The sequence below is a fragment of the Ectobacillus funiculus genome (assembly GCF_004138295.1).
Classification (GTDB): Bacteria; Bacillota; Bacilli; order Bacillales; family Bacillaceae_G; genus Ectobacillus; species Ectobacillus funiculus.
Genome location: NZ_SCFM01000001.1, coordinates 53,693 through 79,754 on the forward strand (window position 1 = coordinate 53,693; position 26,062 = coordinate 79,754).

Annotated in this window: 25 protein-coding genes and 1 other annotated feature; of the genes, 18 read left to right on the top strand and 7 right to left on the bottom strand. The window is 40.1% G+C overall.

Annotation, left to right across the window (positions count from 1 at the left end; genetic code table 11):
• Positions 1–37: 37 nt before the first annotated feature.
• The gene (locus EP737_RS00200) at positions 38–922 is read right to left on the bottom strand and encodes an AraC family transcriptional regulator (protein WP_129725844.1); all 885 of its coding nucleotides are present in this window, start codon (positions 920–922) and stop codon (positions 38–40) included.
• 239 nt (positions 923–1,161) lie between these two features.
• On the opposite strand from EP737_RS00200, the gene EP737_RS00205 reads away from it, so the two are divergent.
• The 4 genes from EP737_RS00205 to EP737_RS00220 all read left to right on the top strand — a co-directional run bounded on the left by EP737_RS00205 (position 1,162) and on the right by EP737_RS00220 (position 6,687).
• The gene (locus EP737_RS00205) at positions 1,162–2,340 is read left to right on the top strand and encodes a galactokinase (protein ID WP_129725846.1); all 1,179 of its coding nucleotides are present in this window, start codon (positions 1,162–1,164) and stop codon (positions 2,338–2,340) included.
• 21 nt (positions 2,341–2,361) lie between these two features.
• A complete protein-coding gene (gene galE / locus EP737_RS00210) occupies positions 2,362–3,363 on the top strand; it encodes a UDP-glucose 4-epimerase GalE (RefSeq protein ID WP_129725848.1) in 1,002 nt (333 codons plus the stop codon).
• Between the two features lie 28 nt (positions 3,364–3,391).
• Complete coding sequence (gene galT, locus EP737_RS00215) at positions 3,392–4,918, top strand: UDP-glucose--hexose-1-phosphate uridylyltransferase (RefSeq protein WP_129725850.1); 1,527 nt, start codon at positions 3,392–3,394, stop codon at positions 4,916–4,918.
• Positions 4,919–5,496: 578 nt separating this feature from the next.
• On the top strand, positions 5,497–6,687 hold the full coding sequence (locus EP737_RS00220) for a sensor histidine kinase (protein WP_246040116.1): 1,191 nt from the start codon (positions 5,497–5,499) through the stop codon (positions 6,685–6,687).
• Positions 6,688–6,872: 185 nt separating this feature from the next.
• Here EP737_RS00220 and purF read toward each other — a convergent pair whose 3' ends face one another.
• The 4 genes from purF to EP737_RS00240 form a co-directional block, all read right to left on the bottom strand.
• Positions 6,873–8,252 (bottom strand): amidophosphoribosyltransferase, encoded by a 1,380-nt coding sequence (gene purF / locus EP737_RS00225; RefSeq protein WP_129725852.1) that lies wholly within the window; start codon positions 8,250–8,252, stop codon positions 6,873–6,875.
• A gap of 340 nt (positions 8,253–8,592) precedes the next feature.
• Positions 8,593–9,150: a CBO0543 family protein gene (locus EP737_RS00230; RefSeq protein ID WP_129725854.1), complete on the bottom strand. Its 558-nt coding sequence runs from the start codon at positions 9,148–9,150 to the stop codon at positions 8,593–8,595.
• Positions 9,151–9,448: 298 nt separating this feature from the next.
• Positions 9,449–9,682 (bottom strand): hypothetical protein, encoded by a 234-nt coding sequence (locus EP737_RS00235; RefSeq protein WP_129725856.1) that lies wholly within the window; start codon positions 9,680–9,682, stop codon positions 9,449–9,451.
• Between the two features lie 5 nt (positions 9,683–9,687).
• On the bottom strand, positions 9,688–9,945 hold the full coding sequence (locus EP737_RS00240; RefSeq protein ID WP_129725857.1) for a hypothetical protein: 258 nt from the start codon (positions 9,943–9,945) through the stop codon (positions 9,688–9,690).
• 74 nt (positions 9,946–10,019) lie between these two features.
• Here EP737_RS00240 and EP737_RS00245 point away from each other — a divergent pair, with 74 nt between their 5' ends.
• Positions 10,020–10,574, top strand: a complete 555-nt coding sequence (locus EP737_RS00245) for an Hsp20/alpha crystallin family protein (protein WP_129725859.1) — start codon at positions 10,020–10,022, stop codon at positions 10,572–10,574.
• Here the strand turns inward: EP737_RS00245 and EP737_RS00250 are convergent.
• The gene (locus EP737_RS00250; protein ID WP_129725861.1) at positions 10,571–10,810 is read right to left on the bottom strand and encodes a hypothetical protein; all 240 of its coding nucleotides are present in this window, start codon (positions 10,808–10,810) and stop codon (positions 10,571–10,573) included. The two genes, EP737_RS00245 and EP737_RS00250, sit on opposite strands and share 4 nt — an antisense overlap.
• Before the next feature lie 110 nt (positions 10,811–10,920).
• Between EP737_RS00250 and EP737_RS00255 the strand changes: the two genes are divergently transcribed.
• On the top strand, positions 10,921–11,337 hold the full coding sequence (locus EP737_RS00255) for a hypothetical protein (RefSeq protein ID WP_129725863.1): 417 nt from the start codon (positions 10,921–10,923) through the stop codon (positions 11,335–11,337).
• Between the two features lie 55 nt (positions 11,338–11,392).
• Here EP737_RS00255 and EP737_RS00260 read toward each other — a convergent pair whose 3' ends face one another.
• Positions 11,393–12,103 carry a YetF domain-containing protein gene (locus EP737_RS00260; RefSeq protein ID WP_342772866.1) on the bottom strand — a complete coding sequence of 237 codons (711 nt, stop codon included), beginning with the start codon at positions 12,101–12,103 and terminating at the stop codon, positions 11,393–11,395.
• Between the two features lie 178 nt (positions 12,104–12,281).
• Positions 12,282–12,529, top strand: a binding site (T-box leader).
• A 49-nt stretch (positions 12,530–12,578) separates the two neighbouring features.
• Here EP737_RS00260 and EP737_RS00265 point away from each other — a divergent pair.
• The 12 genes from EP737_RS00265 to EP737_RS00325 all read left to right on the top strand — a co-directional run.
• Positions 12,579–13,274 carry a class I SAM-dependent methyltransferase gene (locus EP737_RS00265; protein ID WP_129725866.1) on the top strand — a complete coding sequence of 232 codons (696 nt, stop codon included), beginning with the start codon at positions 12,579–12,581 and terminating at the stop codon, positions 13,272–13,274.
• Positions 13,275–13,289: 15 nt separating this feature from the next.
• A complete protein-coding gene (locus EP737_RS00270) occupies positions 13,290–13,679 on the top strand; it encodes a tautomerase family protein (protein WP_129725868.1) in 390 nt (129 codons plus the stop codon).
• A gap of 288 nt (positions 13,680–13,967) precedes the next feature.
• Positions 13,968–14,399, top strand: coding sequence for an SRPBCC family protein (locus EP737_RS00275; protein WP_129725870.1), 432 nt, complete (start codon positions 13,968–13,970; stop codon positions 14,397–14,399).
• Positions 14,400–14,771, top strand: coding sequence for an ArsR/SmtB family transcription factor (locus EP737_RS00280; RefSeq protein WP_129725872.1), 372 nt, complete (start codon positions 14,400–14,402; stop codon positions 14,769–14,771).
• A 317-nt stretch (positions 14,772–15,088) separates the two neighbouring features.
• Positions 15,089–15,511, top strand: a complete 423-nt coding sequence (locus EP737_RS00285; RefSeq protein WP_129725874.1) for a DUF1801 domain-containing protein — start codon at positions 15,089–15,091, stop codon at positions 15,509–15,511.
• Positions 15,512–15,951: 440 nt separating this feature from the next.
• Positions 15,952–16,944, top strand: a complete 993-nt coding sequence (locus EP737_RS00290) for a thiamine pyrophosphate-dependent dehydrogenase E1 component subunit alpha (RefSeq protein ID WP_129725876.1) — start codon at positions 15,952–15,954, stop codon at positions 16,942–16,944.
• A 77-nt stretch (positions 16,945–17,021) separates the two neighbouring features.
• The gene (locus EP737_RS00295; protein WP_129725878.1) at positions 17,022–18,056 is read left to right on the top strand and encodes an alpha-ketoacid dehydrogenase subunit beta; all 1,035 of its coding nucleotides are present in this window, start codon (positions 17,022–17,024) and stop codon (positions 18,054–18,056) included.
• Between the two features lie 32 nt (positions 18,057–18,088).
• A complete protein-coding gene (locus EP737_RS00300) occupies positions 18,089–19,324 on the top strand; it encodes a dihydrolipoamide acetyltransferase family protein (RefSeq protein ID WP_129725880.1) in 1,236 nt (411 codons plus the stop codon).
• Between the two features lie 14 nt (positions 19,325–19,338).
• Entirely contained in the window at positions 19,339–20,718 is a 1,380-nt protein-coding gene (gene lpdA / locus EP737_RS00305) for a dihydrolipoyl dehydrogenase (RefSeq protein ID WP_129725882.1), read from the top strand.
• Positions 20,719–21,420: 702 nt separating this feature from the next.
• Entirely contained in the window at positions 21,421–23,304 is a 1,884-nt protein-coding gene (locus EP737_RS00315) for a sigma-54-dependent Fis family transcriptional regulator (protein ID WP_129725884.1), read from the top strand.
• Positions 23,305–23,711: 407 nt separating this feature from the next.
• Positions 23,712–24,689: a C1q-like domain-containing protein gene (locus EP737_RS00320; RefSeq protein WP_129725886.1), complete on the top strand. Its 978-nt coding sequence runs from the start codon at positions 23,712–23,714 to the stop codon at positions 24,687–24,689.
• 956 nt (positions 24,690–25,645) lie between these two features.
• Positions 25,646–26,062: MFS transporter (locus EP737_RS00325; RefSeq protein ID WP_129725888.1), on the top strand; the 417-nt coding region annotated here is incomplete at its 3' end.

The window sequence follows — 26,062 nt, forward strand, 5'->3', positions numbered from 1 at the left end:
TGACTTGTTCATTAAGCTTTTTGGGCGTTATAACACTTTAAAATAGATGATCTCCTAGCACTTGGTTGCTTTTGCGAAACTGGCCTGGCGTCATACCGGTTGCTTTTCGAAATACCTTTGTTAAATAGTTTGCATTCGCATAGCCGACATTTGTAGCGATTTCTTCAACTGAATATTTTGTTTGATGCAGCAGTTCGGCCGCTTTGGTAATTCGGATTTTGGTCAAATATTGAATGGGGGTTATGCCGGTTGTTTGCTTGAATAAACGGCTGAAGTGAAAACGGGACAAATTTGCTGCTTCCGCCATTTCGTCAGGTCCGATTTCTTTTTGAAAATGATTGCGGGCAAATAAAACAGCATTTAAAATGTTTTCCGGCCAATCCTCTGTCGATGTATCCAGACTCTTCACGTACTGATATAGCTCCATGATAAAGCGGTACGATAGACTTGAGGCCTGAAAGGGATTTGTAATCTTCTTTTCGCTGGCTTCTTGGAAGATTTGAACAAGAAGCTGGATTGGACTGGATTCAGGATGAAAAGGAACAATAAAATGATGCTGACTCTGAATATAATTCCAGCACTTTTCTACATGCATGCCGTACAGTGTAATAAAAATAAACTCCCAATGTTCGCTGTTTTTCGGCAGGTAATATTGGTGATCGCCAGAGATGTTGATAAGAAAAGCTTTTCCTGCATCTAATTTATATTCTTTTCCATTGATTTCAATCATTCCATAACCGGAAACAGTGTACTGGAAAATGTATTTTTCTGCCTCTTTTCGATTTCGGCCACTCCATTTGTAAAGCGGAGAGGTTTGCTTCTCCCATCCAACAGACCACATTTGCGCAGCTTCATTCGTTGTCTCCTCCAAAAACCGATAGGCAAAAATGCTGTAATCTTTTATTGGAAATTTTGAGAGCAAATTTTCACCTTCTTTCCTAAAAATTTCTCTGTACTTTGCATTCTTTCGTTTTTTAATAAGGCTTCTTGTAGCATTTGAAGGGAGCGGACTCTCCAAGCGATATCATTTTTATGCTTATTATAGATGAAAAAGCAAGAAACTACCTATTTCGCCTTTTTATTTTACCATTGAGAGGCATGAAATAGAATCGTAAAATGAAGGCATAAATAATATACAGTGTCAAAGGATGGGATGAAGCAATGGTAGAGAACCTCATGCAAGAATTTATGAACGTTTTTCATACAACAGATGAACAAATTCGCGCCTTCTTTGCACCAGGGCGTGTAAATTTGATTGGAGAGCATACAGATTATAATGGCGGACATGTTTTTCCTTGTGCATTAAGCATCGGGACTTATGCGATTGCGAAAAAGCGTAATGATGACACAGTAAGAATGTATTCGATGAACTTTAAGAATTTAGATGTTATTACATTCTCCATAAAACATTTAGCTTATGAGCAGCAGCACGGTTGGGCTAACTATCCAAAGGGTGTTATGGATATGTTTCAAAAGCATGGCCACAAACTTGAAAGCGGTTTCGACGTGTTGTTTTATGGCAACATTCCGAACGGAGCAGGTCTTTCTTCTTCCGCTTCTATCGAGTTGGCAACATCGGTTGTAGTAAACGGACTTTTCGATTTAGGAATTGATATGATCAGTATGGTTCAGATGAGCCAACAAGCGGAAAATGAATTTATTGGTGTAAACTGCGGAATTATGGATCAGTTCGCCATTGGGATGGGAAAAGAGCAGCATGCAATTTTGCTAGATTGTCAAACATTACAATATACGTACAGCCCGATTGCGATGGAGGGAGCTTCCTTGGTTATCGCCAATACGAATAAGCAAAGAGGCTTGGCTGACTCTAAGTATAACGAGCGCCGCGGTGAGTGTGAACGAGCTTTGAAGGACCTTCAGCAGGAGCTTACGATTGCATCTTTAGGTGAGTTGAGCCCAGAATTATTTGAGCAATACAAGTACTTGATTCAAAATGAAACAGACCGTAAGCGTGCAAAGCATGCAATCTATGAAAATGCACGTACAAAGGAAGCTGTGCGCTGCCTGCAAGCAAACGATTTAGTCGGACTGGGTCAACTTATGAAACAATCCCATGAATCCTTGCGTGATGATTACGAGGTGACAGGAAAAGAGCTGGATGCATTAGCAGAAGCTGCATGGGTGCAAGAAGGCACTATCGGTTCACGCATGACAGGCGCCGGCTTTGGGGGATGTACAATCAGTATTGTGCAGAACGATAAAATCGATTCGTTTATTGAACAAACAGGAAAAATATATACTGAACAAACGGGTTTAACAGCGGACTTTTATGTTGTACAAGTAGGCGGCGGTGCAAGGGAGCTTACATTTGTAAGATAACGAAGAAGGGGGGACCTTATTATGGCAATTTTAGTTTGTGGTGGAGCTGGATATATTGGCAGTCACACTGTTTCGGAGCTATTAGATAAAGGAGAAGACGTAATTGTTGTAGATAACCTGCAAACGGGACATAGAGAGGCAGTCCTAGATGGTGTTAAGCTGTATGTTGGGGATTTACGCGATACGACTTTTTTAAATGAAGTATTTGCAAACAACGGGATTGAAGCGGTTGTGCATTTTGCGGCGGATTCACTTGTAGGCGAAAGTGTAGAAAACCCGCTCAAGTATTATGATAACAATGTAAATGGCGCCCTTTGTCTGCTGCAGACCATGGTAAAGCATAATGTGAAGAAGATCGTCTTTTCTTCCACGGCGGCAACGTATGGTGAAGCAAAGGAATTTCCTATCGCAGAAGAGACTTTGACTGAACCAACAAATCCATATGGGGAAACAAAGCTGGCAATTGAGAAAATGTTAAAGTGGTCGGAGCAAGCTTACGGTATGAAGTATGTTGTATTGCGGTACTTTAATGTGGCAGGTGCTCATATGGACGGGAAGCTTGGGGAAGATCATACACCTGAAACACACCTAATTCCAATTATTTTACAGGTAGCATTAGGGAAGCGTGAGAAAATCAATATTTTTGGTGATGATTATGATACGTATGATGGGACATGTATCCGTGATTATATCCATGTGACAGACTTGGCTGACGCGCATATTTTAGCAATCGAGAAACTGCGCCGTGATGGTATCAGTGGTACTTATAATTTAGGAAATGGAAATGGTTTTACTGTAAAAGAAGTCATAGCTGCAGCGCGCAAGGTGACAAATTATCCTATTCCAGCCGTGGTGGTAACAAGACGTGCTGGAGACCCGGCAAGGCTTGTCGCTTCTTCTGAAAAAGCCATGACAGAATTAGGGTGGCAGCCGCGTTATACATCACTTGAACAAATGATCCAAAGCGCTTGGCGTTGGTTCCAAAAGCATCCAGCCGGCTATAGCAAGGAGAAAGTCAACTAGAGATTTTTAGAGAAGGGAGCGATGAGATTTGGATACTAAAATTTACGAGCAAATAGAAAGACTGCTGCAATATGGCCTGAAAAAGAGCCTGATTACAAAGTGGGATGTGGATGTTGTTCGAAATAAGCTGTTGGAAGTGCTTGGACTTGATGATTTTACAGCTGTTGAGATAAAAGAAGAACGGCTTGACACTCCTGTTGAAATTTTAGAAAACATATTGGATTGGGCAGCAGAGAACGGTCGTATAGAAGCAAATACTGTCACATATCGGGATTTGCTAGATACAAAGATTATGGCATGTTTTGTACCACTTCCTTCTGAGCTGAACCGTCTTTTCTACGAAAGTTATGAGCGAGAAGGAGCGGAAGCCGCGACGAAGTTTTTCTATCAGTTTTCAAAGGATGTCCATTATATCCGCACAGATCGCATCGCAAAAAATGAGATGTGGATTGCTCCGACGGAATATGAAGGTATGGAAATTACTATAAATTTATCAAAGCCTGAAAAAGATCCAAGGGCTATTGCAGCGGCAAAACATATTAAGCAAAGTGATTATCCAAGTTGTTTGCTCTGTAAGGAGAATGCTGGGTATGCTGGACGTGTGAATCACCCAGCTAGGCAGAATCATCGCATCGTACCTGTTGAGATGGGAGGGACACAATGGTTTCTGCAATTTTCACCATATGTCTACTATCATGAGCATGCTATTGTATTAGCACAAGAGCATACACCAATGAAAATAAGTAAGGATACCTTTGCACGTCTCCTGCAATTTGTGGAACAATTTCCGCATTATTTTCTTGGATCGAATGCCGATTTGCCAATCGTAGGCGGTTCTATTTTAACGCATGACCATTTCCAAGGCGGTCACCATGATTTTCCGATGGCAAGAGCGGCAATTGAGAAGGAATATACTCTTCAGGGTTTTCCGAATGTTCGGACAGGCGTTGTCAAATGGCCAATGTCTGTCATTCGGTTGCAAGGGGCTGATTATCATGATCTTGTGGAAGCAGCTGATTACATTCTACAACAATGGAAGATGTACAGCGATCCAGAAGTCGGCATTTTCGCATTTACGGAGCAAACACCGCATAATACAATTACACCTATTGCTAGAAAGCGGGAGGGTGTTTTTGAAATAGATTTAGTGCTTCGCAATAATCGCACAAATGATGAACATCCACTTGGCATTTTTCATCCACATGGAGAGGTCCATCATATCAAGAAAGAAAACATTGGACTTATTGAAGTGATGGGACTTGCTGTTTTACCAGGACGCTTAAAAGACGAAATGCAGGAACTGGCGCAGGTCATGATTTCAGATTCCTTTGAAGCAAAGATTATGGAACAAGAGGAAATTGTAAAGCATGCAGAGTGGGCGAGAACGATAAAGGAAAAACATCCAGAACTAGCGCAGGATAATGTACTGGATATTTTAAAGGAAGAGATTGGGATTGTATTTGCAACAATATTAGAGCATGCTGGTGTATTTAAACGGGATGAGAAAGGACAACGTGCTTTCGAAAGGTTTATTCATCAGATTGCAAACAAATAGGAATTCGCTAGCAGCCCTCACTTCAAGCGTGTCAGCTTGGAAGTGAGGGCTTTTAGTTGCGCTGTAAGAAACTGTAAATTTATAGCTAGATGCCAATTCGACGTAGACGGGAATTTTAGGAATACAGTATAAGTAGGGCTCCGCCTCTGTCTTCGCCCAAGAGCGGGGCAATAAACTATTTGCTCGCTGCCAAGCAATTTTGTCCCGTTATGAAGCACATGAACTGCACTTTTTTTCTACAAAGTGGTGAATATGATATACATGAGACGAAAAATAAAATAAAATAGGATTTTACAAGGCTGTTAAAAAGCTAAACGATAATATACTGTGTTTGGTATAATATCTTCCAGAGGGAAAGTCATTTGAACGTAAGTAGGTACAGTGTTAGAAGATTTTAATTAATTGATTGTTATTTCCCATACAATAGATGTTGAAACGTAACAGTTATAAAAATCTTCTGGTGACAAAAATGAATGGAGATAGTTTTTAGTAGAAAGCATGGTGAAGTTATGAGTGTTGTAGTGAAGGATTTACTCGTTAATTTTTTATTCGTTCTTCTACCCTTATTTATAGTGCAAATGTTTTATTTATTAAAATACACGAAGCAGCTTGAACATTTAAAAGATTGGATTGTCATGATCTTCCCAGTTCTTTCTATGGTTCTTTGTATGGCTTTTCCAGCCCATATATATGAGGGATTTGTGATAGATTTTCGGCGTATTCCCTTCATTTTAGGGATATTATACGGAGGGCATCGATTTGGATTTTTTTTAATGGCGTTAATGTTAGTGATCCGTTCTTTTAGTGGGGGATCGGGGTTTCATGTTGCACTTATTATCTATCCATTGTTGACAATCCTCTTAAGCGTCCTAGCAAAACATTATTTGCAAATGGCTGTAAAACAAAGAATTCTGCTAAATGTAGTCCTTATTCCCCTTTTAGAAGCAATTTTTTTCATTATGGTAACAAAACTTTTAAATATTAACGTCCCAGTCTATATTCAATTGTCGATTGTTGCTATTAATATGGGAGCCATGTTGATTGTTATGATTCTTTGGGAGAGTGTCAGAAAAATTCTAGATTTATTACAGGCATTGGTGAAGGCAGAGAAATTAGAGGTTGTAAGTCACTTAGCAGCGAGCATTTCCCATGAAGTTCGAAACCCATTAACAGTAAGCAGAGGGTTTATGCAATTGTTGCATGAGGACATACCGGCGAATAAAAGAACGGATTACTTAAATATCGCGGTGAGGGAGTTAGATCGTGCTGTAGAGATCATTAGTGATTATTTAACGTATGCAAAGCCAGAAGCTAAGGGAAGCGAACAGATCGATGTTTATAAGGAAATTCATCATGCTGTAAAAGTGATTACTCCCCTAGCTAATATGAATACAGTACAAATTGATTTGCAAAAACTGAATCACGAGAATGTTTATGTACTAGGAGAACGAAAGCTTTTTGAGCAATGTTTAATGAACATTTTTAAAAATGGCGTAGAAGCGATGCCGCATGGCGGGACATTAGAGATATCCCTTGTCTACTACTATTCAACGATACAAATTAATATTCGTGATACAGGCGAGGGAATGACGGAGAAACAAATCCAGCGACTAGGAGAGCCTTATTTCACAACAAAGGAAAAAGGTACAGGGCTAGGGATGATGGTTTCGTTTAATATTATAAATCGAATGAACGGAAAGATGAGTGTAAGCAGTGAGCAGGGAAAAGGAACATGCTTTTCTATTGAACTCCCTGTTGTATATAAATAGTTAACTTGGTGGGATGCTAAGCTAAATTACTGGAGGGATATGGATGCATAGGGCTTTAATTTGTTTATACATATCCCCTTTTTGGGGATACGTATAAACATTATGTATGCGCGCTTATCCTCATCTTGATGTGGAGAGACGAAGAACTGGCATAGGAACGGAACATGCCGTTTTGCTTAGACTAGCTACTCTAGATACAGTTTAGTCGGGTAAGCACCGCTGAAGCAGGCTATGCAGCGAGTGCTGGTTTCTGCAAGATTCACATCTACTGCTTCTAATAATCCCTCGGTACTTAAAAAAGCCAAAGTATCAGCTCCGATAGCCTGTCCCATTGCTTGTTCATGTTCAAGTGCATTAGCAAACAACTCTTCTTTTGTCGGCATATCAATTCCATAAAAACAAGGGTTTCGAACCATTGGTGAACTAATACGTACATGGACTTCCTTGGCGCCTGCCTGTCGGATGAGCTGGACGATTCGTTTGCTTGTTGTCCCCCTTACAATGGAATCATCAACAAGCACTACCCTTTTTCCTTCAATAATTTCCTGAACGGCACTTAGCTTAAGGCGGACGGCTAATTCACGCAGTTCTTGGGTCGGTTCAATGAATGAGCGTCCTGCATACGGATTTTTGATTAACCCCATTTCATAAGGGATTCCAGATTGTTGAGAAAAACCTATGGCTGCTGGGATGCTTGAATCAGGTACAGCGACAACCACATCAGCTTGTATAGGATGTTCCTTAGCTAGAATTTGCCCTAATTCTTTTCGGATGGATAAGACGCTCCTTCCTTGAATAACACTATCGGGCCGGGCAAAATAAACAAATTCAAAAGAACAAAGAGACAGCTCTTCCTTCTGAGCGAATCGTCCTGTTTGGATCCCATTTTCGTCAAGAAGAAGCCATTCTCCAGGTTCCACATCTCTCCAAAATTTAGCATCCACTGCATTCAAAGCACATGTTTCGGAAGCAACGACGATAGCTTCGCCGATTTTTCCTAGAGAGAGAGGGCGCAAACCATGACGGTCTAGAGCGATTAGCATTTGTTTTTCTGTCATAATCAGCAAAGCGAAGGAACCATCGATCCGCGTAAGAATATCAGGGGCAGCTTCGTCAAAGTGCTTTTTCTTAGAGCGGGCGATAAGGTGAGCAATAATTTCTGTATCAGTTGTTGTTTGGAAAATACTGCCCTGCTGCTGCAATACATTTCGCTCTATTCTTGCATTAACTAGGTTGCCATTATGGGCGACGGCCAAGTCCCCCTCAATATATTTGAATACAAGCGGCTGTGCGTTTTGCAGTAAGCTTTCACCAGAGGTTGAGTATCGAACATGGCCAATTGCCATATTTCCCTTCAATCCATCAAGAATGTTACGTGTAAATACTTGGGTCACTAGCCCCATGCCGCGATGATGCTTAAATGCTTTACCATTGCTGGCTACAATTCCCGCACTTTCCTGACCGCGATGTTGAAGAGCGTGAAGCCCGTAGTAGGTTAAATTAGCTGCTTGTGGATGATTGAATATTCCAAATACCCCACATTCTTCCTTTATTTCTGAAGACATTGCTTTCCCTCCCAGTTATATCCTTTTTCCTATTTTTTACTTTAATGTATTTTCTATCCCCGATAAATTTTTAACTTTTAGTTGTACATCAGTAGAAACGAGATATGGCGGAGCTGAAACATATATAGATGAGTAAAGTTAGCAGAGTGGAAGAAGCCTGTCTTATATCGAAGTGCTGGAAGCGGTGTACTTGGGAAGCGAATGAATGCACAATGCCCTTTACATATGTGAGCAAAGGGCGTTATACATGCAAAATAGGTGGGAATTTCTCTCTTCCTCAAGGCGGGTGAGTGGTGGATTCCAGTCAATGCCTTGGGGAATGTCCTGTTTAGTATCAAACTTATACATTTTTCTTGGATTGCGCCTCAAGCGAATGTAACTTTTGAATAACGGCTTTTACAAATAGTCCTAGTACAATATATCCGGGAACAGAGTAAATATGTTTCCATTTTAATAACACATAAAGGCCCAACCATTGAAAAATAGTTTCCCCGACAAATGCAGAGAATAATGCGAATAGTATCATTATTAATATGTATATTTTCCACTTAGCAAACCTTTGATAAATCATCATATAAAAGAAGGGGAGAATGGAAAAATCAGCAATTGCCCACAGATCCCTTTCTAAAGGTGTCAACGTATACGGATAAGTCCAATAACCAAGTGATGTACCAATTTGGTCTAATATAAAAGCAATTCCAGATATAAGCAGTCCAACCAGACTTATTTCTATTATTCGAGTTTTATCCACCAATTTCCACCAGAGAAAAAAGGAGATGATTAATACTCCAACCATTATCCACCAATGATACGTAAAAACCACTTCTTGAATCCAGTAATCTAACCATAACTGCCGTAAATCTTCATATTGTTTTTGTATTTCTTGGAACTGGTTCATATTGCTACCTGTTTTTTATCTTAGTATTGCCTTTAGAAAACAAACATATGCAGCATCAATTAAATTGTTTTGTTCATATCACAAGGATAGGCATATTCGGTTGTATTTGTGAACAGAATTAGTGTTGCTGTTTTTGAAAGAGCGGCAGAACTGCAGACAAGGTGAAAATCGCTCAAACCCGTGCTTTAAGCGTAGAAACGCAAGGAGATATATGTCTCCTTGCGTTTTCGTTTTATGGAAATATTTTCTAGTTTTAAAGACATCGTGATAAAAAACGAGGGATTTTCTATCTCTTCTGTTATACCACACTGCCTTTAGCAGAGGTTGAGTCAATAACATCCGGATCATTCACAGCGGAAATCGGTATATTAATGAAAGCGAAATCGCCGTTTTCTTCGCCAAAGCCATAATTTCGTTTTTCCGAAACAAATGTATCTACTTGTAGGTAAGGACCTACTGTTGCAGCGGAGTCGTGATCCATCGTGTTAATTTTCATGCCTAAAAAGTTGACAACCATCGGTGCAAAGTTCATAGTGCTCACTTCCTTTCTAAGTTGGGAGCAGCAGATTCAAAGGATGCTAAGGAATCAAACTGATCTCGGTCATCTACTGCACTTCGTGTTGCTACAAACTCGCTATTATCCCCAAAGTTTTGCCCGTAGCCCTGATTTTTTTTATCCGAGTTATGCCAATCTGCTAACAAGTTTTGCCCGATATTTACAGCCGAAGCATTTTCAAAGGAATTTATCTTCAATAAGAAAATATTAATATTAACGTAAGGGACTGGTGCAGGCATGAAAAACCTCCTCCTTTTTGTTCTCAAATATATGCCTCTCTAAAGTGAATTATGATGGATAAGGGGTGAAACGATTGGATGCCGATAAGATTAAGCAACTTATGGAATTGGCTGCAAATGTATACGGTACAGGTTTTTGGAAGGATATTTTTGATCCGAATACGATGAATCCATTTATGGGTGACGGGCAGGAGAAGCTTCAGGCCTTAAAAGATATGATGAATGAAAAGCACCCAGCTACTAAAACACCAAACCGAAACTCGAGCGATCGTCCATATGCTAGTCAACCCTTATACACAAACGAAAATCACACTTTTCCACTCGTTGATATTATAAAAAAGGATGGAAAAATCATTATAATGATTGACCTTCCTGGTATAAATAAAGAGGATGTACAGTTAATGGTAAATCGAAATTATTTAATTGTAAAAGGCACTCCGAAATCAAAAGTGAAGGAAAGTGACGTGGAAATCGTTCTTTACGAGCGAAAGCATGGTCCGTTTGAACGGCACATAATGCTGCCAGAGCCGACAGATGGCAGCAACATTACAGCGAAATTCCATAATGGCGTACTGCAAGTCAGTTATCCAAGGCTTGAGCAAACCGGCGATGTGATTCCAATTGATTAAGGACGGCTATATCGTTTTTTCACTGCCACTGAATCCATCAAGTCGCCGTCATCAACGTATGAAATTGGGATATGGACTTCTACACCATCTGCGTTTTGCTCTCCGAATCCTTCGTTTTTATGAAGGCAGGCATTTCGATTCATCATTACATTGGATCCTGTTGAGATATTGCTGTTATTTGCTATGCCGTTGACCTTAATATAATTTAAGTTTACTGATGAAGGCAAAAAAAACATACAGGGCTCCTCCTCAATTTTAGAAATTTACGCAAGAAATATGGACATGTTCCCGCAGCACGTACATATACTGAGTAAGAGAAGACTTTCCATATAAGCGGGGACTTAGCATGCTATTAAAAAAATTATTCTTTTCCTCTGATAAAAATGATAAGTATTGCAAGATGGAACAAAAGCTGCGGTTGTTAGAGTTAGAAATTCAGAAACTGCAGCTGTTAGAGAAACAGTGGGAGAAGCTGCAAGAAGAAAACACCCAGCCGCCTGTCGTCATTGAAAAGGTACATATTGATAAAATTGTATTCGACAAGTTTGAGTTGAATAATAACTTTGGGCAGCTTGGTATTAAGGAATTAAAGGGAAGATTGAATATTGGCGCGACATATGGAAATGACTTTTTACGACCGGAGGCAGAGGAAGAAGCGGAACAGAAACAAGAAGGGGTGAAAAAGGAAAGAAAGAAGCCGGAGAAACCTCAGGAAGATGGACCTAAAATTAATATTCAGCCAAGAAGGGAAAATGTAACGTAATCCTGTTTGATTACTATATGAAGAGGCCGTCTCAAACAAGACAGGCCTTTCAGAGTCAATGCAGTATGTCATTTCGTTTATCAACATATAGCGTGCCATCCTGTTGAACTTCTGCATAGAATACATCTGAAATGGATTGGATGCCGATTTGATGAAGCTGCTGCTCCAACCAATCCTTATGAATATGTAATTTCTGTGCATTTTCCTTATTCATTTTTCCTTCTGCTATAAGCTCAAGTGCCATAGGAAGTACATTTTGTTTTATGCCGCGGATATGTATATTTGGTGCTGTGGCGTGTTTGTTCTCCTTTTTTATAACAGTAAGCTCCCCGTTTACCTCAAAAATGGCATACGAGACATCAGATAAAGAGAATATATCCTTCTTCCTAAGAAGGGCGTTTAGTGCATCCATATCCAAACGAGCCTTACGAAGAGTATTTTCCATAACCTTACCATCTTTTATGACGATGGCCGGTTCTCCTTCTATAAGCAAACGTACTTTTTTTGATTTAATATCAAGAAATCCCAGAGCAATTGTGATAGCGCTCCACCCTACCAATGCAATGATTCCATTACGAAGTGGAAGAGTCGCGTCTACTACAACAGCTCCTCCTATTGCTCCAATTGTAATGGCTGAAACAAAATTAAAAAATGTTGTCTGGCCAATTTCTTTTCTGCCCATCAGTCTAGTGAGCCCTAATAATACTGCATATGTTAAAGTGATTCTTACGATTAATTCTAGTATTCCCATAGATGCTTGTGCCACCTTTCTCTCCTATGATTACCCACATGGGGAAAAATAATTTATATTGCTTTATATTTGGCCTTAATAAAGCTACTGTTTTAATTTAGTTATAATATTTTTTGGAAAATATAGGTTGATAATTCTCTGAGTAAATAATATAATGTGAATAATAAGATGAATGAAATTAATGTTGGAAATAAATAATGCGATGATGAAGAGGAGTAGACATAAGGAACACTTCAGAGAGCTGATGGTTGGTGAAAATCAGCGTGGGAATTTTGTTGAATGGGCTTCTGAGCAACCAAGCTGAACGAATAGTAGGCTATGGCGGAACGTCCTACCGATAAAAGGGACAATGTATCGAACAATTTGATATTGTTTCCGTACAGTAAGTGCGTTTATTTAATAAACGAACGAAGGTGGCACCGCGGGTTTCCCGTCCTTTTTTAGGATGGGGAACCCGTTTTTTTATGCAAATATAAGGAGTTGGTTAAGTATGGATAAAATCGGATTAGAGTTGGATAGAGTTGTATTTATCGGTAGAACATTTGAAGAGTATTTAGATATGTTTTCCATTACATTGGATGAACTCAAAGATAAGAAAGTCCTCGATTGTCCAGCAGGAGCATGTTCCTTTACTGCTATAGGCAACAAGAAAGGATTAGATGTAACTGCGTGTGATATTGCCTACTATCATCAAGGAGAAGCTTTAAAAAATAAAGGTCTTCAGGATGTTGAACACGCTATGGAGAAGATGGAAAAAGCGAAGAATCACTTTAAATGGGACTATTTTAAGGATGTAGACGATTTGAAAAAACATCGATTAAATGCCTTGTATGATTGTGCAAATGACATGAAGGAAAACAACGAACACTACATTCCAGTTACTTTACCCGAACTGCCTTTCGAGGATAAGGCGTTTGATATCATTTTATCTGCACACTTTTTATTTACATATGCGGACCGGTTAAGCTATGAGTTTCATCTCAAAACACTGCATGAATTATTACGGGTAGCTAAAGAAGAAGTTCGTATTTTTCCTGTAGTTGATTTGGAAGGAAAACGTTATGAACATTTGGATAAGATACTAGGTTATTTGGGTGAAAAGGGATTTGATGTTGAAGAAGTAAAGGCCTCATATGAGTTTCAAGCACATGCGAATTCTATGTTAATCATTAAGAATAAGGATTAAACAAGGGGGATAGAAATGGCACAAATTAAGATTTATGGTCTGGGAGAAAATTTAAATCCGATTAAAAAGACGTTGTCGAACGTTATACATTCGTGCGTAATGGATGCGTTGGAGTATCCATTTGATAAGAGGTTTCATCGATTTTTCCCGTTGGACAAAGAAGATTTTTACTTTGCAAGCGGGAGAACAGAAGCATATACGGTTATTGAGATCAGCATCTTTGAAGGCAGAACGGTTGAGGCTAAAAAGAGATTGATAAAGCTATTATTTGAACGGATTCATAGTGAATTTAATATCTCTCCGCAGGATATTGAGATCACTATTTTTGAGACTCCAAGACATAATTGGGGAATACGAGGATTACCTGGGGATGAGTTAACACTAACTTATAATGTGAATGTCTAAGTTGCAAGAGTGCCGTGAACTTTAAGAAAGGACACATTTCCAGCTGGGGGAGTGAGTTTGACGCACCTAGAAATTTTAGGGGTAAAATGTAAGTTTAACCACGCCGTTGTCATCAGGCTATTGTTAAATCAATCTTAGGTGTGTTTTTATGAAAAATGATGATCAAACTAGGGATAGATATAAGCAAATGGAGAAAAAGTAAATGTTGACATAAAACCAAAAGGTGTTATATCATCGAAAATGAAACCAAAAGGTTTTATTTTTATTTGAAGAAAGTGAGGGAGTAGTATGGAAGCAAATCATACACTACAAGATATTAAACAAACCATTGTTTTGAAAGCACCTATTCAAAAAGTGTGGGACACAGTATCTACTTCAGAAGGCATTGCGTTATGGTTCATGCCAAATGATTTTCAGCCGAAAGTAGGATATGAATTTCATTTGCAGTCGCCTTTTGGACCATCTCCATGTAAAGTATTGGAAATAGATGCTCCTCATCGGCTTTCTTTTGCATGGGATACAGATGGCTGGATTGTTTCGTTTATTTTAAAAGAGTTGGGTGATGCTCAGACAGAGTTTACAATTATTCATGGTGGCTGGAAACATCCTGAGACAATTCTTTCGAAAGCGAATGAGAAAAGTTCTGTTATTCGCGATAGAATGGAACATGGCTGGACAGCGATTGTTCATGAACGGCTTCGAAAGGCTGTCGAGAGTTAAGTGTTATCATCATCAGTAAAGCACGATGTATTTCAAGCGATTGCTGATCCAACTCGTAGAGAGGTACTTCGATTACTTGCCGTAAAAGAATTGCCTATTTCGGAAATCGCATCCCATTTTCCTATAAGTCGTACAGCCATTGTAAAACATCTTCATATCCTTTCGGAAGCAGAATTAGTTAATGGGCGAAAGGTAGGCAGGGAAAAACTTTATCGACTGCAACCAGAGCCCTTAAAGGAATTAAAAGATTGGCTTTCTTTTTATGAACAATTTTGGAATAACAAATTGTCAATGCTTAAGCATGTAGTTGAAAATGAAGCTGAACATGGATTAGATCTCATTGAAACAAAGTTTGGTAAAGAGGATAAATAAAATGGATTCTCACTCAAAGTATTTTCTAGACTAATTGCAATGTTGTAGCTTATTACACTAATGGATGCAAGGATTGAATAAAGAAGGGCTGCCTTAGCAGCTTTTTTTTATCGTTTATTATTAATTTTCTTTCTCGGCTCCTGTGATGGAACTATTTTTCTCACATCATCTGTGCTGCTGCGAGGTGTGACATGGGTGATTAATGAGGCAGGTTTGTTGTAGAGGGAAAAAGCTTTTTATGCAGAAGTTTTAGTATAGTTAATTCCACTGTCCCCAGATGTTTAAGCTTATACTTAAGAAAAGGAGAGAGTTTCGTTATGTATGAACTAAAAACAAAAGAAACGGACAGTAGTGTGATTGAATGTATTGAAAATATAGAAGGTCTTAAAAAACGTCAGGATGCCTATACATTATTAGATATTTTTACGGAAACGACAGGGTACGAAGCGAAGATGTGGGGACCAAGTATTATTGGATTTGGCGCATATCATTATAAATATGAATCCGGTCACGAGGGTGATGCCCCACTGGTTGGCTTTTCACCGAGAAAAGCAAAAATCAGCTTGTATTTTGCGCCGGGTGACACAAAACGTGAGGGATGGTTAAAGGACCTTGGCAAACATACGACAGGAAAAGCGTGTGTGTACATCAATAAAGTAGCCGATATTGATGTTGGCATTTTAAAGTCATTAATTACTCAATCTGTAAAATTTTTGAGAGAAACTTATCCCAAGGATTAAAGTGGTTAAAGAAAGCGCGTGTCCAAAACGAGACAAAATGAGACATCTATCTCATTTTGTCTCGTTTTCTTTTTTACACTTTAAGAACGTATAAATTTCTAGCAGGAAGCCCATTCGACGTAGCGGGAAATTTTAGGAATAAAGTATAAGTGCAACTACGTTTCTGTCTTCGCCCAAGGGCGGAACTCGCCAATCAGCGAGTTTTCTTTATGTAAGACTTTTAGGGAATTGTTTAGCTCCTATCTCCAGAATACCTTTTGGTACAAAAAGCAAAAGTACCCTGTGTGATGAGCAATATTCTTCTGTAGAAGCAAAGGAGATCCGGATTCATTTGGATTAGAGAACAGCTAGATTCCTAATTTCTTTCGTCCTATTCTATTTGGCATGGTACTTGCATTAAAGAAGGGTGAGGAAGAAAAGATGATGGGAGGCTGAGAGGCATGGAAGTTATGCAAAGCAAAGAGCAGGTATTTACTAGGGAGAAGGCTTATTGGATGTACCAAAAGATGCTGGAAATTCGTAAGTTTGAGGACAAGGTGCATGAGTTGTTTGCACAGGGAATATTGCCTGGTTTTGTTCATTTATATGCAGGTGAGGAAGCTGTGGCTGTTGGGGTATGTGCACATCTCAATGATCATGACAGCATTACAAGTACACATCGCGGGCATGGTCATTGTATTGCGAAAGGCTGTGATTTAAATGGAATGATGGCTGAAATCTACGGCAAGGCTACCGGGTTATGCAAGGGAAAAGGCGGTTCCATGCATATTGCAGATTTCGACAAAGGAATGCTGGGGGCTAATGGAATTGTAGGAGGAGGCTTTCCCCTTGCTTGCGGAGCAGCTTTAACAGCCAAATATAAAAAGACAGATAATGTAAGCGTTTGTTTTTTTGGCGATGGTGCTAACAATCATGGAACCTTCCATGAAGGCGTTAATTTAGCGGCAATTTGGAAGCTGCCTGTTATCTTTGTTGCAGAAAATAATGGATATGCAGAAGCTACACCGTTTTCCTATGCCTCCAGCTGCAAGACTATTGCGGATCGTGCAATTGGTTACGGGATTCCTGGTATTCGTGTAGATGGAAAGGACATATTGGCTGTTTATCAGGCGGCGGAGGAAGCTGTTCAAAGAGCACGCCGCGGAGAAGGTCCAACGTTAATTGAATGTGTAACATATCGCAATTACGGTCACTTTGAGGGCGATGCCCAGAAATATAAAACAGAACAAGAGAAGAAGGAACATAAGCAAGAAAAAGACGCGATTGTTCACTTTAGAAAATATATATTGGGTCAACAGCTGTTTGCTGAACATGAATTAACAGCGTTGGAGGATTCAGTAGAAGAGGCAGTAAAGGAAGCAGTGAGATTCAGTGAAGAAAGCCCGTATCCGGGTGCATCAGAACTTTTAAAGGATGTATACGTATCGTATTGAGTCAATGCCCCTTCTTGCTTTACCTGGGGAAGGGGACTTCTTTCAGAAATTCATAAAATTTGAGGAGGAGAAAAAATATGGCAAGAACTTTAAATATGTCTGGTGCGATCAATGAAGCAATGAAAATCGCGATGAGAAAAGATGAAAATGTCATTTTGATGGGGGAGGATGTAGCTGGCGGCGCTCAGGTGGATCATTTACAGGATGATGAAGCGTGGGGAGGCGTACTCGGTGTTACAAAAGGGCTTGTTCAAGAATTTGGACGCGACCGAATTTTAGATACTCCGATTGCAGAAGCAGGCTATATGGGAGCAGCTATGGCAGCTGCTTCAACTGGACTGCGGCCGATTGCAGAATTGATGTTTAATGATTTTATCGGCAGCTGCTTAGATGAAGTATTAAATCAAGGAGCGAAATTTCGCTATATGTTTGGAGGAAAGGCCCAGGTGCCTGTTACAATTCGAACCATGCACGGAGCTGGATTTAGGGCTGCTGCCCAGCATTCTCAGAGCTTATACGCATTGTTTACGAGCATACCAGGGCTGAAAGTTGTTGTGCCATCCACCCCTTACGATGCGAAGGGATTGTTGCTTGCAGCGATTGAGGACAATGACCCGGTCATCTTTTTTGAAGATAAAACTCTTTATAACATGACAGGGGACGTTCCCGAAGGATACTATACAATTCCTTTAGGAAAAGCAGATATTAAACGAACAGGATCAGATTTAACTGTTGTAGCGATTGGGAAGCAGGTGCATACTGCGTTAACGGCTGCCAATCAGCTTGCTGCGAAGGGGATTGAAATGGAAGTAATTGACCCGCGAAGCTTGTCGCCGCTTGATGAAGATATAATTCTTGGTTCTGTTGCCAAAACGAGCCGTCTTATTATTCTTGATGAAGCGAATCCAAGATGCAGTATTGCTACCGATATTGCCGCATTAGTTGCAGATAAAGGCTTCGACACTCTTGACGCACCGATTAAAAGAATTACAGCACCGCATACGCCTGTACCGTTTTCTCCACCACTAGAGGATTTATATCTTCCTACACCTGAAAAAGTACTCGAGGCTGTATCGGAATTATTAGGGGATGCAACACTTTTGCAAGTCTAATCTGACAAGCAAGCGGGAAAGGGGAGAAAAGCATGGCTGTAGAAATCGTAATGCCAAAGTTAGGAATGGCTATGAAGGAAGGGACAGTCTCGGTTTGGAATAAGCAAGTCGGAGATTTCGTCGAGAAAGGAGAGCTTATTGCCAGCATCAATTCAGAGAAAATTGAAATGGAAATCGAGTCTCCGGCAGAAGGAGTGGTTTTGGAAATTATCGTACGAGAGGGACAAGGAGTCCCTCCGGGTACTGTTATATGCTATATCGGTCAAGCGGGTGAAAAAATAGTGGAGGTTGAGCGCAATTTACAAACAGCTAAAACAGAAGCAGCTGTTGCTGTAACAGAGGTTGAGCAAGCAACGCCGCCTATCCAAGCAGCTACAAAAGACAGAGTCAAAATCTCGCCTGTCGCCCGAAAAATGGCGGAGGCTGCTGGGGTTGATATTGAGCAGATTCGGGGAACTGGTCCAGGGGGACGTATTACAAAAGAGGATGTCCTAAAAGTGATAGAAGAGTTTGCTCGAACTGTGAATGAAGTCAGGGATGAGGAACAATCAAATAATAGGCTATCCCATCACAGTGATTCGATGCAGCGTCTGCCAGTGACTGGAATGCGTAGAGTAATTGCGGAGCGGATGCAAAGCAGTTTGCAGACCAGTGCGCAATTAACAGTAACCATGAAGGTTGATGTGACTGACTTAATTGTCATGCAAAAGCAGGCAGCAGAAACAGTTCACACACATTATGAAACTAAACTTACCATAACCGATTTTATTGCCCGCGCGGTTGTGCTTTCCCTGCAGCAGCATAAGCAGATGAACAGTGCTTATATCGATGATCATATACATGTTTTTGATGCTATTCATCTTGGAATGGCTGTTGCCCTCGATAAAGGATTGGTTGTACCTGTAATCCATAATGCCCAAAATGAGTCTTTAATCACCTTATCGAAAAGGATTAAAGAGGCTGCCCAGCGAGCAAGGCAAGGACAGCTTAGCTCTGATGAAATGACGGGTTCAACATTTACAATCAGTAATCTTGGCGCTTATGGGGTTGAACATTTTACCCCAATATTGAATCCGCCAGAAGCGGGAATTCTTGGTGTGGGAGCTGCTTATGACAAGCCTGTTTATAAAGAGGAGGAGTTGCAGCGCAGAACGATTATGCCGCTTAGCTTAACATTTGATCATCGGGTATTAGACGGTGCACCTGCTGCGGCATTCTTGCAAGCTGTGAAACAATATTTAGAAGAGCCAATTTTAATGCTTTTATAGGAAGAGGTGATGGCATGACAACTATCGCGATAATTGGGGGCGGACCTGCAGGATATGTGGCGGCAATTACTGCCGCCCAGCAGGGGCAACACGTTATTCTCATTGACGAGGGCTTGTTAGGAGGAACTTGCTTAAACGAAGGCTGTATCCCTACGAAGTCATTATTAGAGAGCGCGGAAATGTATGATACTGTCAAACAGGCTGAAGAATTCGGCATAAGCCTCTCGCCTGGTCAGATAGGGATCAATTGGCTGCAGGTTCAGCAGCGTAAAAGTAAAATTGTTCAAACGCTTGTGCAAGGCATAGGCTATTTAATGAAGAAAAATAAAATCCAAGTGATAAAAGGACAAGCTTGCTTTCAAAGTGATTCCTGTTTGAGTGTAATAACTGAAGACACTGAGAGGGCAATTGAAGCTGATCGATTTATTATTGCCGCAGGATCTGAGCCGATTCCTTTACCATTTGCTCCTTTTGATGGGGAATGGATTCTTCATAGCGGACAAGCTATGTCTCTTCCTGCTATCCCTTCTTCCTTACTTATTGTGGGGGGAGGGGTCATAGGATGCGAATTTGCTAGCATTTACAGCCGGATGGGAGCGAAAGTCACAATCGTCGAGATGGCTGAGCAAATTTTACCTGGTGAAGACAAAGATATTGCTTCCTTTCTGCATAAAGAATTAGAGAAGGAAGGAGTAATCATTCATACTTCTACTTCCGTAAAAGACTTAGACCAAGAGAGAAGAAAAATCGTTCTTGAACATTCTAATGGAATTGATGAATTAACCGCCGATTTTGTGCTAGTGTCCATTGGAAGAAAGCCGAGAGTGGCAGAGTTAGCCTTACAGAATGCTGGTATCGCATATTCACAAAAAGGGATTATAGTGAATGAACAGATGCAGACAAATATTCCGCATATTTATGCTTGTGGTGATGTAACTGGCGGCATTCAGCTTGCGCATGTCGCCTTTCATGAAGGGGGCGTTGCTGCTTTGCACGCCTGCGGTCAAGAGGCGAGGGTAAATTATCGATCGGTTCCTCGCTGCATTTACACATCACCCGAAATTGCAAGTGTCGGATTGACGGAAAAGCAAGCAAGGAGTGATTACGGTGATATTCGAGTAGGGGAATTTTCGTTTGCTGCTAATGGAAAAGCTCTTATACTCGATCAGCCGATTGGAAAAGTAAAGGTGATAGTAGAACCTCAACATCATGAAATTCTAGGTATTTCAATTGCAGGTTCACATGCTACGGAGTTAATCGGTCAGGGGGCTATTATGCTGCATGCAGAGATGACGGTGGATGCGATGCAGGATTTTATTGCCGCACACCCGACATTATCTGAAGCGATTCAAGAAGCATTGCACAGCACGGTGGGGCATGCTGTGCATGCTTAATAAAATTGCAGCATTCAAAAGGGGGGCTCACCTTTTGAATGCTTTTAGATGAAGTCACAAAGCATATTAGATTAGAAAATATCATTTCTGAAGGATTTGACGCATTAACAAAGAATAAAAACCAGATTAAGATATTAGTTAGTCCGAGTCTTTAGGAGCTTTAGTGTACATATCTTTACAAGCAAGTCGTTGTATATAAGTCTCATTTTCGCTTCGCGTATTCTTTTACGCGGAGTTTTTTATACTTTAAGAAAATATAATAAATTTTCAGCTAGAAGCTAATTCGACGTAGTCGGAAATCTTAGGAACAACGTGTAAGTGCAACTACACGGCTGTCCTCGCCTGAGAGAAGGGCTCGCCAATCGGCACGTTTTCTTGCAAGATAAGAAAGTATAACTTTTCGGAGTGATGTCTAGCTCCCAAGGCCCAAAATGGCAGACTCCGGGCTGAACCTCCGTAAAAGGAAAGAAGTTCCTTTTACTCTGGCCCACCCCTACGCTGCCATAAAAGGCGGGCCTTGTCCGCTTTTCTTAATATGGAAAATGTTATTGAAAGCGGTTTCGTTATCGTCTATAATGATGGAAAATACTCCGCATGACAGCCTGATTTTTTCCTCTATATATTCATCCTTTTTCTTGGTTAAACAATTTGTAAGAGAATCCAAATGGTGTGAACTGATAAAATGGCTAGGGGGATAGAGAGATGATTGGGACAGCCTGTTATTTAAGTACATGGAAGCGCTTTGTGAGTGAGGGGGTACTTGATGAAGCTCGTTTAAACAAACGAATTATGGAATCTTGGTATCGCTGCAAGAACAATGAAGTAAATCCGCATTTACATAAGGGGCCGCACATTCTATCTGACGAGTTACTAACCCTTCAAAGAGAAAAGAATTCTTTATTTCTCGAGATTGCTTTGCTGCATTTGGGTAAGATGAAGGGAATGATTGAGGAGTTAGGAATGATGGCTTTAGTGGTTGATCCAGATGGATATGTGTTATCCTTGATGGGCAATCAAAGGGTTTTACGCGAGGCAAAGAAAATTAATTTTACCAACGGTGTTCGCTGGACAGAGGGAGAAGTTGGAACTAATGCGATTGGAACAGCATTGCAAATTGGAGAAGCCGTGATGATAAGCGGAACAGAGCATTATTCTATTGCCTCTCATGGCTGGAGTTGTTCAGCAGCTCCAATTCGTAATGATGATGGGAAGTTGCTAGGGCTCATCGATGTTTCTTGCCCGCTCAGCCACACCCATCCGTTTATGCTTGGGATTGTCTTCTCCATTGCACATACAATTGAACGTGAATTCAGTATCAGGGCACGGCAGAACGAGTTGGAGCTTGTTCATAAAAGTGTAGAATGGATTGAGATGAACAAGCCGATTATTTTATGTAATGAACAGAAGAAAGTAGTTGCCGCAAGCAAATCAGTTCGCTCTAAAATACATAACTGCATTGGCATGAATGTGAGCGAACTATTACAGTGTGGATTTGCCATTCAAACTGAAACTCCTCTATACGCAGACCTTCATAAAAACAGAATTGGAATGTCCTTATTGTTATCTGAAGCAGCAGCCAACAGTACAAAGAAAAGCTGTGTGCCTTCTTTTTCCGCTCAGTCGTTCCGATTTGAAGGAGAGATGGGAAGCAGTGACGCCTTTCAATATGTGTTACATGATATAAAGCGTGTAGCTCCCACAGATGCGAGTGTCTACATATTAGGAGAAACCGGAACAGGAAAAGAATTGGTGGCAAAGGCGATTCATGAAAATAGTTCAAGGAAGGATGGGCCATTCATTACAATCAATTGTGGCGCTATTCCAAAAGAGCTAATGGAAAGCGAGTTATTTGGCTATGTAGACGGTGCATTCACGGGAGCAAAACGCAAAGGACATAAAGGAAAATTCGAACAGGCAAACAATGGAACTATTTTTCTTGATGAGATTGGAGAGATTCCTCCATCCATGCAGGTTGCGCTTTTACGAGTTTTGCAAGAACGTAAGGTGATTCCGATTGGTGGAACAAAAGAAGTCCCGTTAAACATTCGAGTTATTACGGCTACTCACCGTGATCTTTCCCAGCTTGTGCAAGAAGGAACCTTTCGGCAAGATTTATACTATCGTCTCCATGTGTACCCTGTACATGTGCCGTCTTTACGAGAAAGAAAAGAAGATATCCCGCACTTAGTCAGATACTTTTGTCAAAAAAATAATTGGAACATGCAGTGGCCCTATGCGTTTTTGGATAGATTGATGGAATATCATTGGCCAGGAAATATAAGGGAATTGTTTAATGTATTAGAACGGGGATATATTGTAGCATCAGATGGAACAGCAGATCAAACACTTACATTAGCCCATCTATTGAGTACTCAAACAAACTCGACTACTGTATCAAATATAGAGCGAGACAGCACAAGCACAGAGACATTAACCTTCCGTGAAAAAATCCAAAAAGATTTAATGATTGATGCTTTGCAAAAAGCAAAGGGGAATGTTTCATTAGCTGCAAAATTACTAGATGTTCCAAGGAGTACGTTTTATAAGAGAATGCAGAGGTTTAATTTACACTGTAAGAAAGTATAACTTTTCGGGGTGATGCTAGCCCCCAAGACCCAAAATGGCAGACTCCAGGCTGAACCTCCAAAAAAAGGAAAAAAATTCCTTTTACTCCGGCCCACCCCTATGCTGCCATAAAAAGCGGGCCTTGTCCGCTTTTCTTATAAGAACGTGCGAGGGGAAGGAGCAATCACTTTTAATTGATTTCTTAGTTCATTTTAATGGAAATTATTTTAACGCTAGAAACACAGTACGATTACTGCTTCTAGCGTTTTTTATTTGCTGTGATTCAATCGTTCAGATGCTGCTTCAAGAATAGAAATTTGACATGAATTATACATTAGAGAATTTTTTTACATATAAAGGCGAACGCACAAACGAAAGTAGTAAATTTTAATATAGTTTTAGGAGGATTTCAAAAAGGAGATGAACATATGGGAAGCTATTACGATAAATTAAGCTACCAAAGAGCTAAGTACGTTGCTGAGCAGCAAGCCAAGCAAGACGCTGAGTATCGAGCTAAGCATGGGTATTATTATCAAGATAAGTGCGATGACTGTTGCCCAGATAAGTACGAGGATTATCACAAAGATAAGTACGAGGATTATCACAAAGATAAGTACAAGGATTATCATGAAGATAAGTGCGAGGATTATCACGAAGATAAGTGCGATGGCTTTTATCCAGATAAGTACGAGGATTATCACAAAGATAAGTGCGATGGCTTTTACCCAGATGAGAGCGACGGTCAACAGCAAGATGAGAGCGACGGTCAACAGCAAGATGAGAGTGACGGTCAACAGCAAGATGAGGGCGACGGTCAACAGCAAGATGAAAGCGACGATCAACAGAAAGATGAAAGCGACGATCATCAGAAAGATAAGACCGAGGACTATTCCAAAGCGAAGAGCGACGATCAATCACGGGACAAGAAACAAAATCCCTATTATCCTACTGTTAATGTAAATGCATGGGGTTATAAGAAAGGCGGAAAAAAGAAAAATGCAAGGAAATCAGCGTTCACGGCTACTAAAGCTGTAGGCCAAACTGTTCCGGGAACTGGAGAAGTAAAAGTTTTTTTCCAAAAGGAACAATTTGATTTAGCGGATGAATACGATTCAATTGCATCGGCGTTTATTCCAAAAGAAAAAGGTCTATATTCTATTATCGCAAGTGTTTCCTTTGCCCCTCGTGGTCTTCCTACAGGTGCAATACATTTACAGATAAGAGTAAATGGCAATATTGTGGCTTCAGACTCTGAAGTTACGACTGTTGATGGTTCCGTAAGCGTAGCCACTATCTTAGAATTACAAGCCAATGATAGAGTAGAGGTATTTTTCGCTAGTGACAATAAGGGAGTTATTAGAACTGAATCGGCAAAAACCCAATTTGAAGGATTACAAGTAGGGTAAACGTTTTGTTTCTTTGCACTGTAGGAAAGTATAAATTTCCAGCTAGAAGCAAATTCGACATGGTCGGAAATTTTAGGAATAAAGTATAAGGGCAACTACACTTTTGTCTTCACTCAAGGGCAGGGCTCGCCAATCAGCGAGTTTTCTTTAGAAAAAGCTTTAACTTCAACTATTGTGTCAATTAACAGCCTCAAAAGGGCTGTTTTTCGTTTCTCATTTTGTTATGTGAAGTTTTAGTCTACTTAATGATTCGATATAATAATTTTGAGAAGAGTATTGATTTTTGAAAACAGATTGAATATGCAGAAAATTTTTTCAAAAAAGGTATTGAAATCTTATGAAGTACAAGATACAATAAAGGCAACCAATAGGGTAATCGATAACCTTAAGTTGATGAAAAGTGAAAGCGTTTATAACTGTTTTTCTTGCAAAAGCAGAGGGAGAATACTGAGAAGATTGTTTTATTAGATGTTCATATTTTTTGTTAAAAGGGTAATCGATAATCCTTAATCTTTAAAAGAAATCTTTGAAATAGCAATAATAACATATGTTTTAGCTCTTGTTTATTTGTTATCATGGGAAAGATTTTAGGTTAATAATTATGATGGGAATGTAAGCGTTATCCTTTGGTGTTTAAGGAAATTGTAAGCTGTTAAGGCGGATGAGTAACCATCTGTTATGAAAAATGCACTGATACTTACATTGTATAGACCTTTATAAAGTGCTAAACACGATATTCAACAGGACATAGATTCACTTTTTCCTGTTTGTGATACCTAGGGAGTTGCATTATGAGGCTAAAAGCAATAGGAGGATTAGTACTCTTTGTTACTAAGGGTTGAGCTTAAATAAAATCTTTCGCGGCTTTCTCGTTGTTATGCTTCGTTAGATTGGAAAAAGCCAACTGAAAAATGATTAATCTTTTCTTAAATTAAGAAAGGAGAGGGAGAATTTACATGAGGAATCAACAGTCATTTTTACGTACCATTATCCTAGTCTCGACCTTCGGAGGACTACTCTTCGGATATGACACAGGTGTTATCAATGGTGCTTTACCTTATATGTCTGAAGCGCTTGGTCTTAATTCACTTACTGAGGGCCTTGTTGCGAGTTCACTTCTTTTTGGCGCAGCATTTGGCGCGGTATTCGGTGGCCGATTATCAGATTATAGTGGTCGTCGCAAAACTATTCTGTTTCTTGCGGTATTGTTCTTTATTTCAACACTTGGATGTACTCTTTCTCCGAATGTTGAGGTTATGATTTTTTGCCGTTTCATGCTGGGACTTGCTGTAGGAGGAGCATCTGTAACAGTTCCGACCTTTTTAGCGGAAATGTCACCGGCGGAGAGCAGGGGCCGAATGGTTACGCAAAAT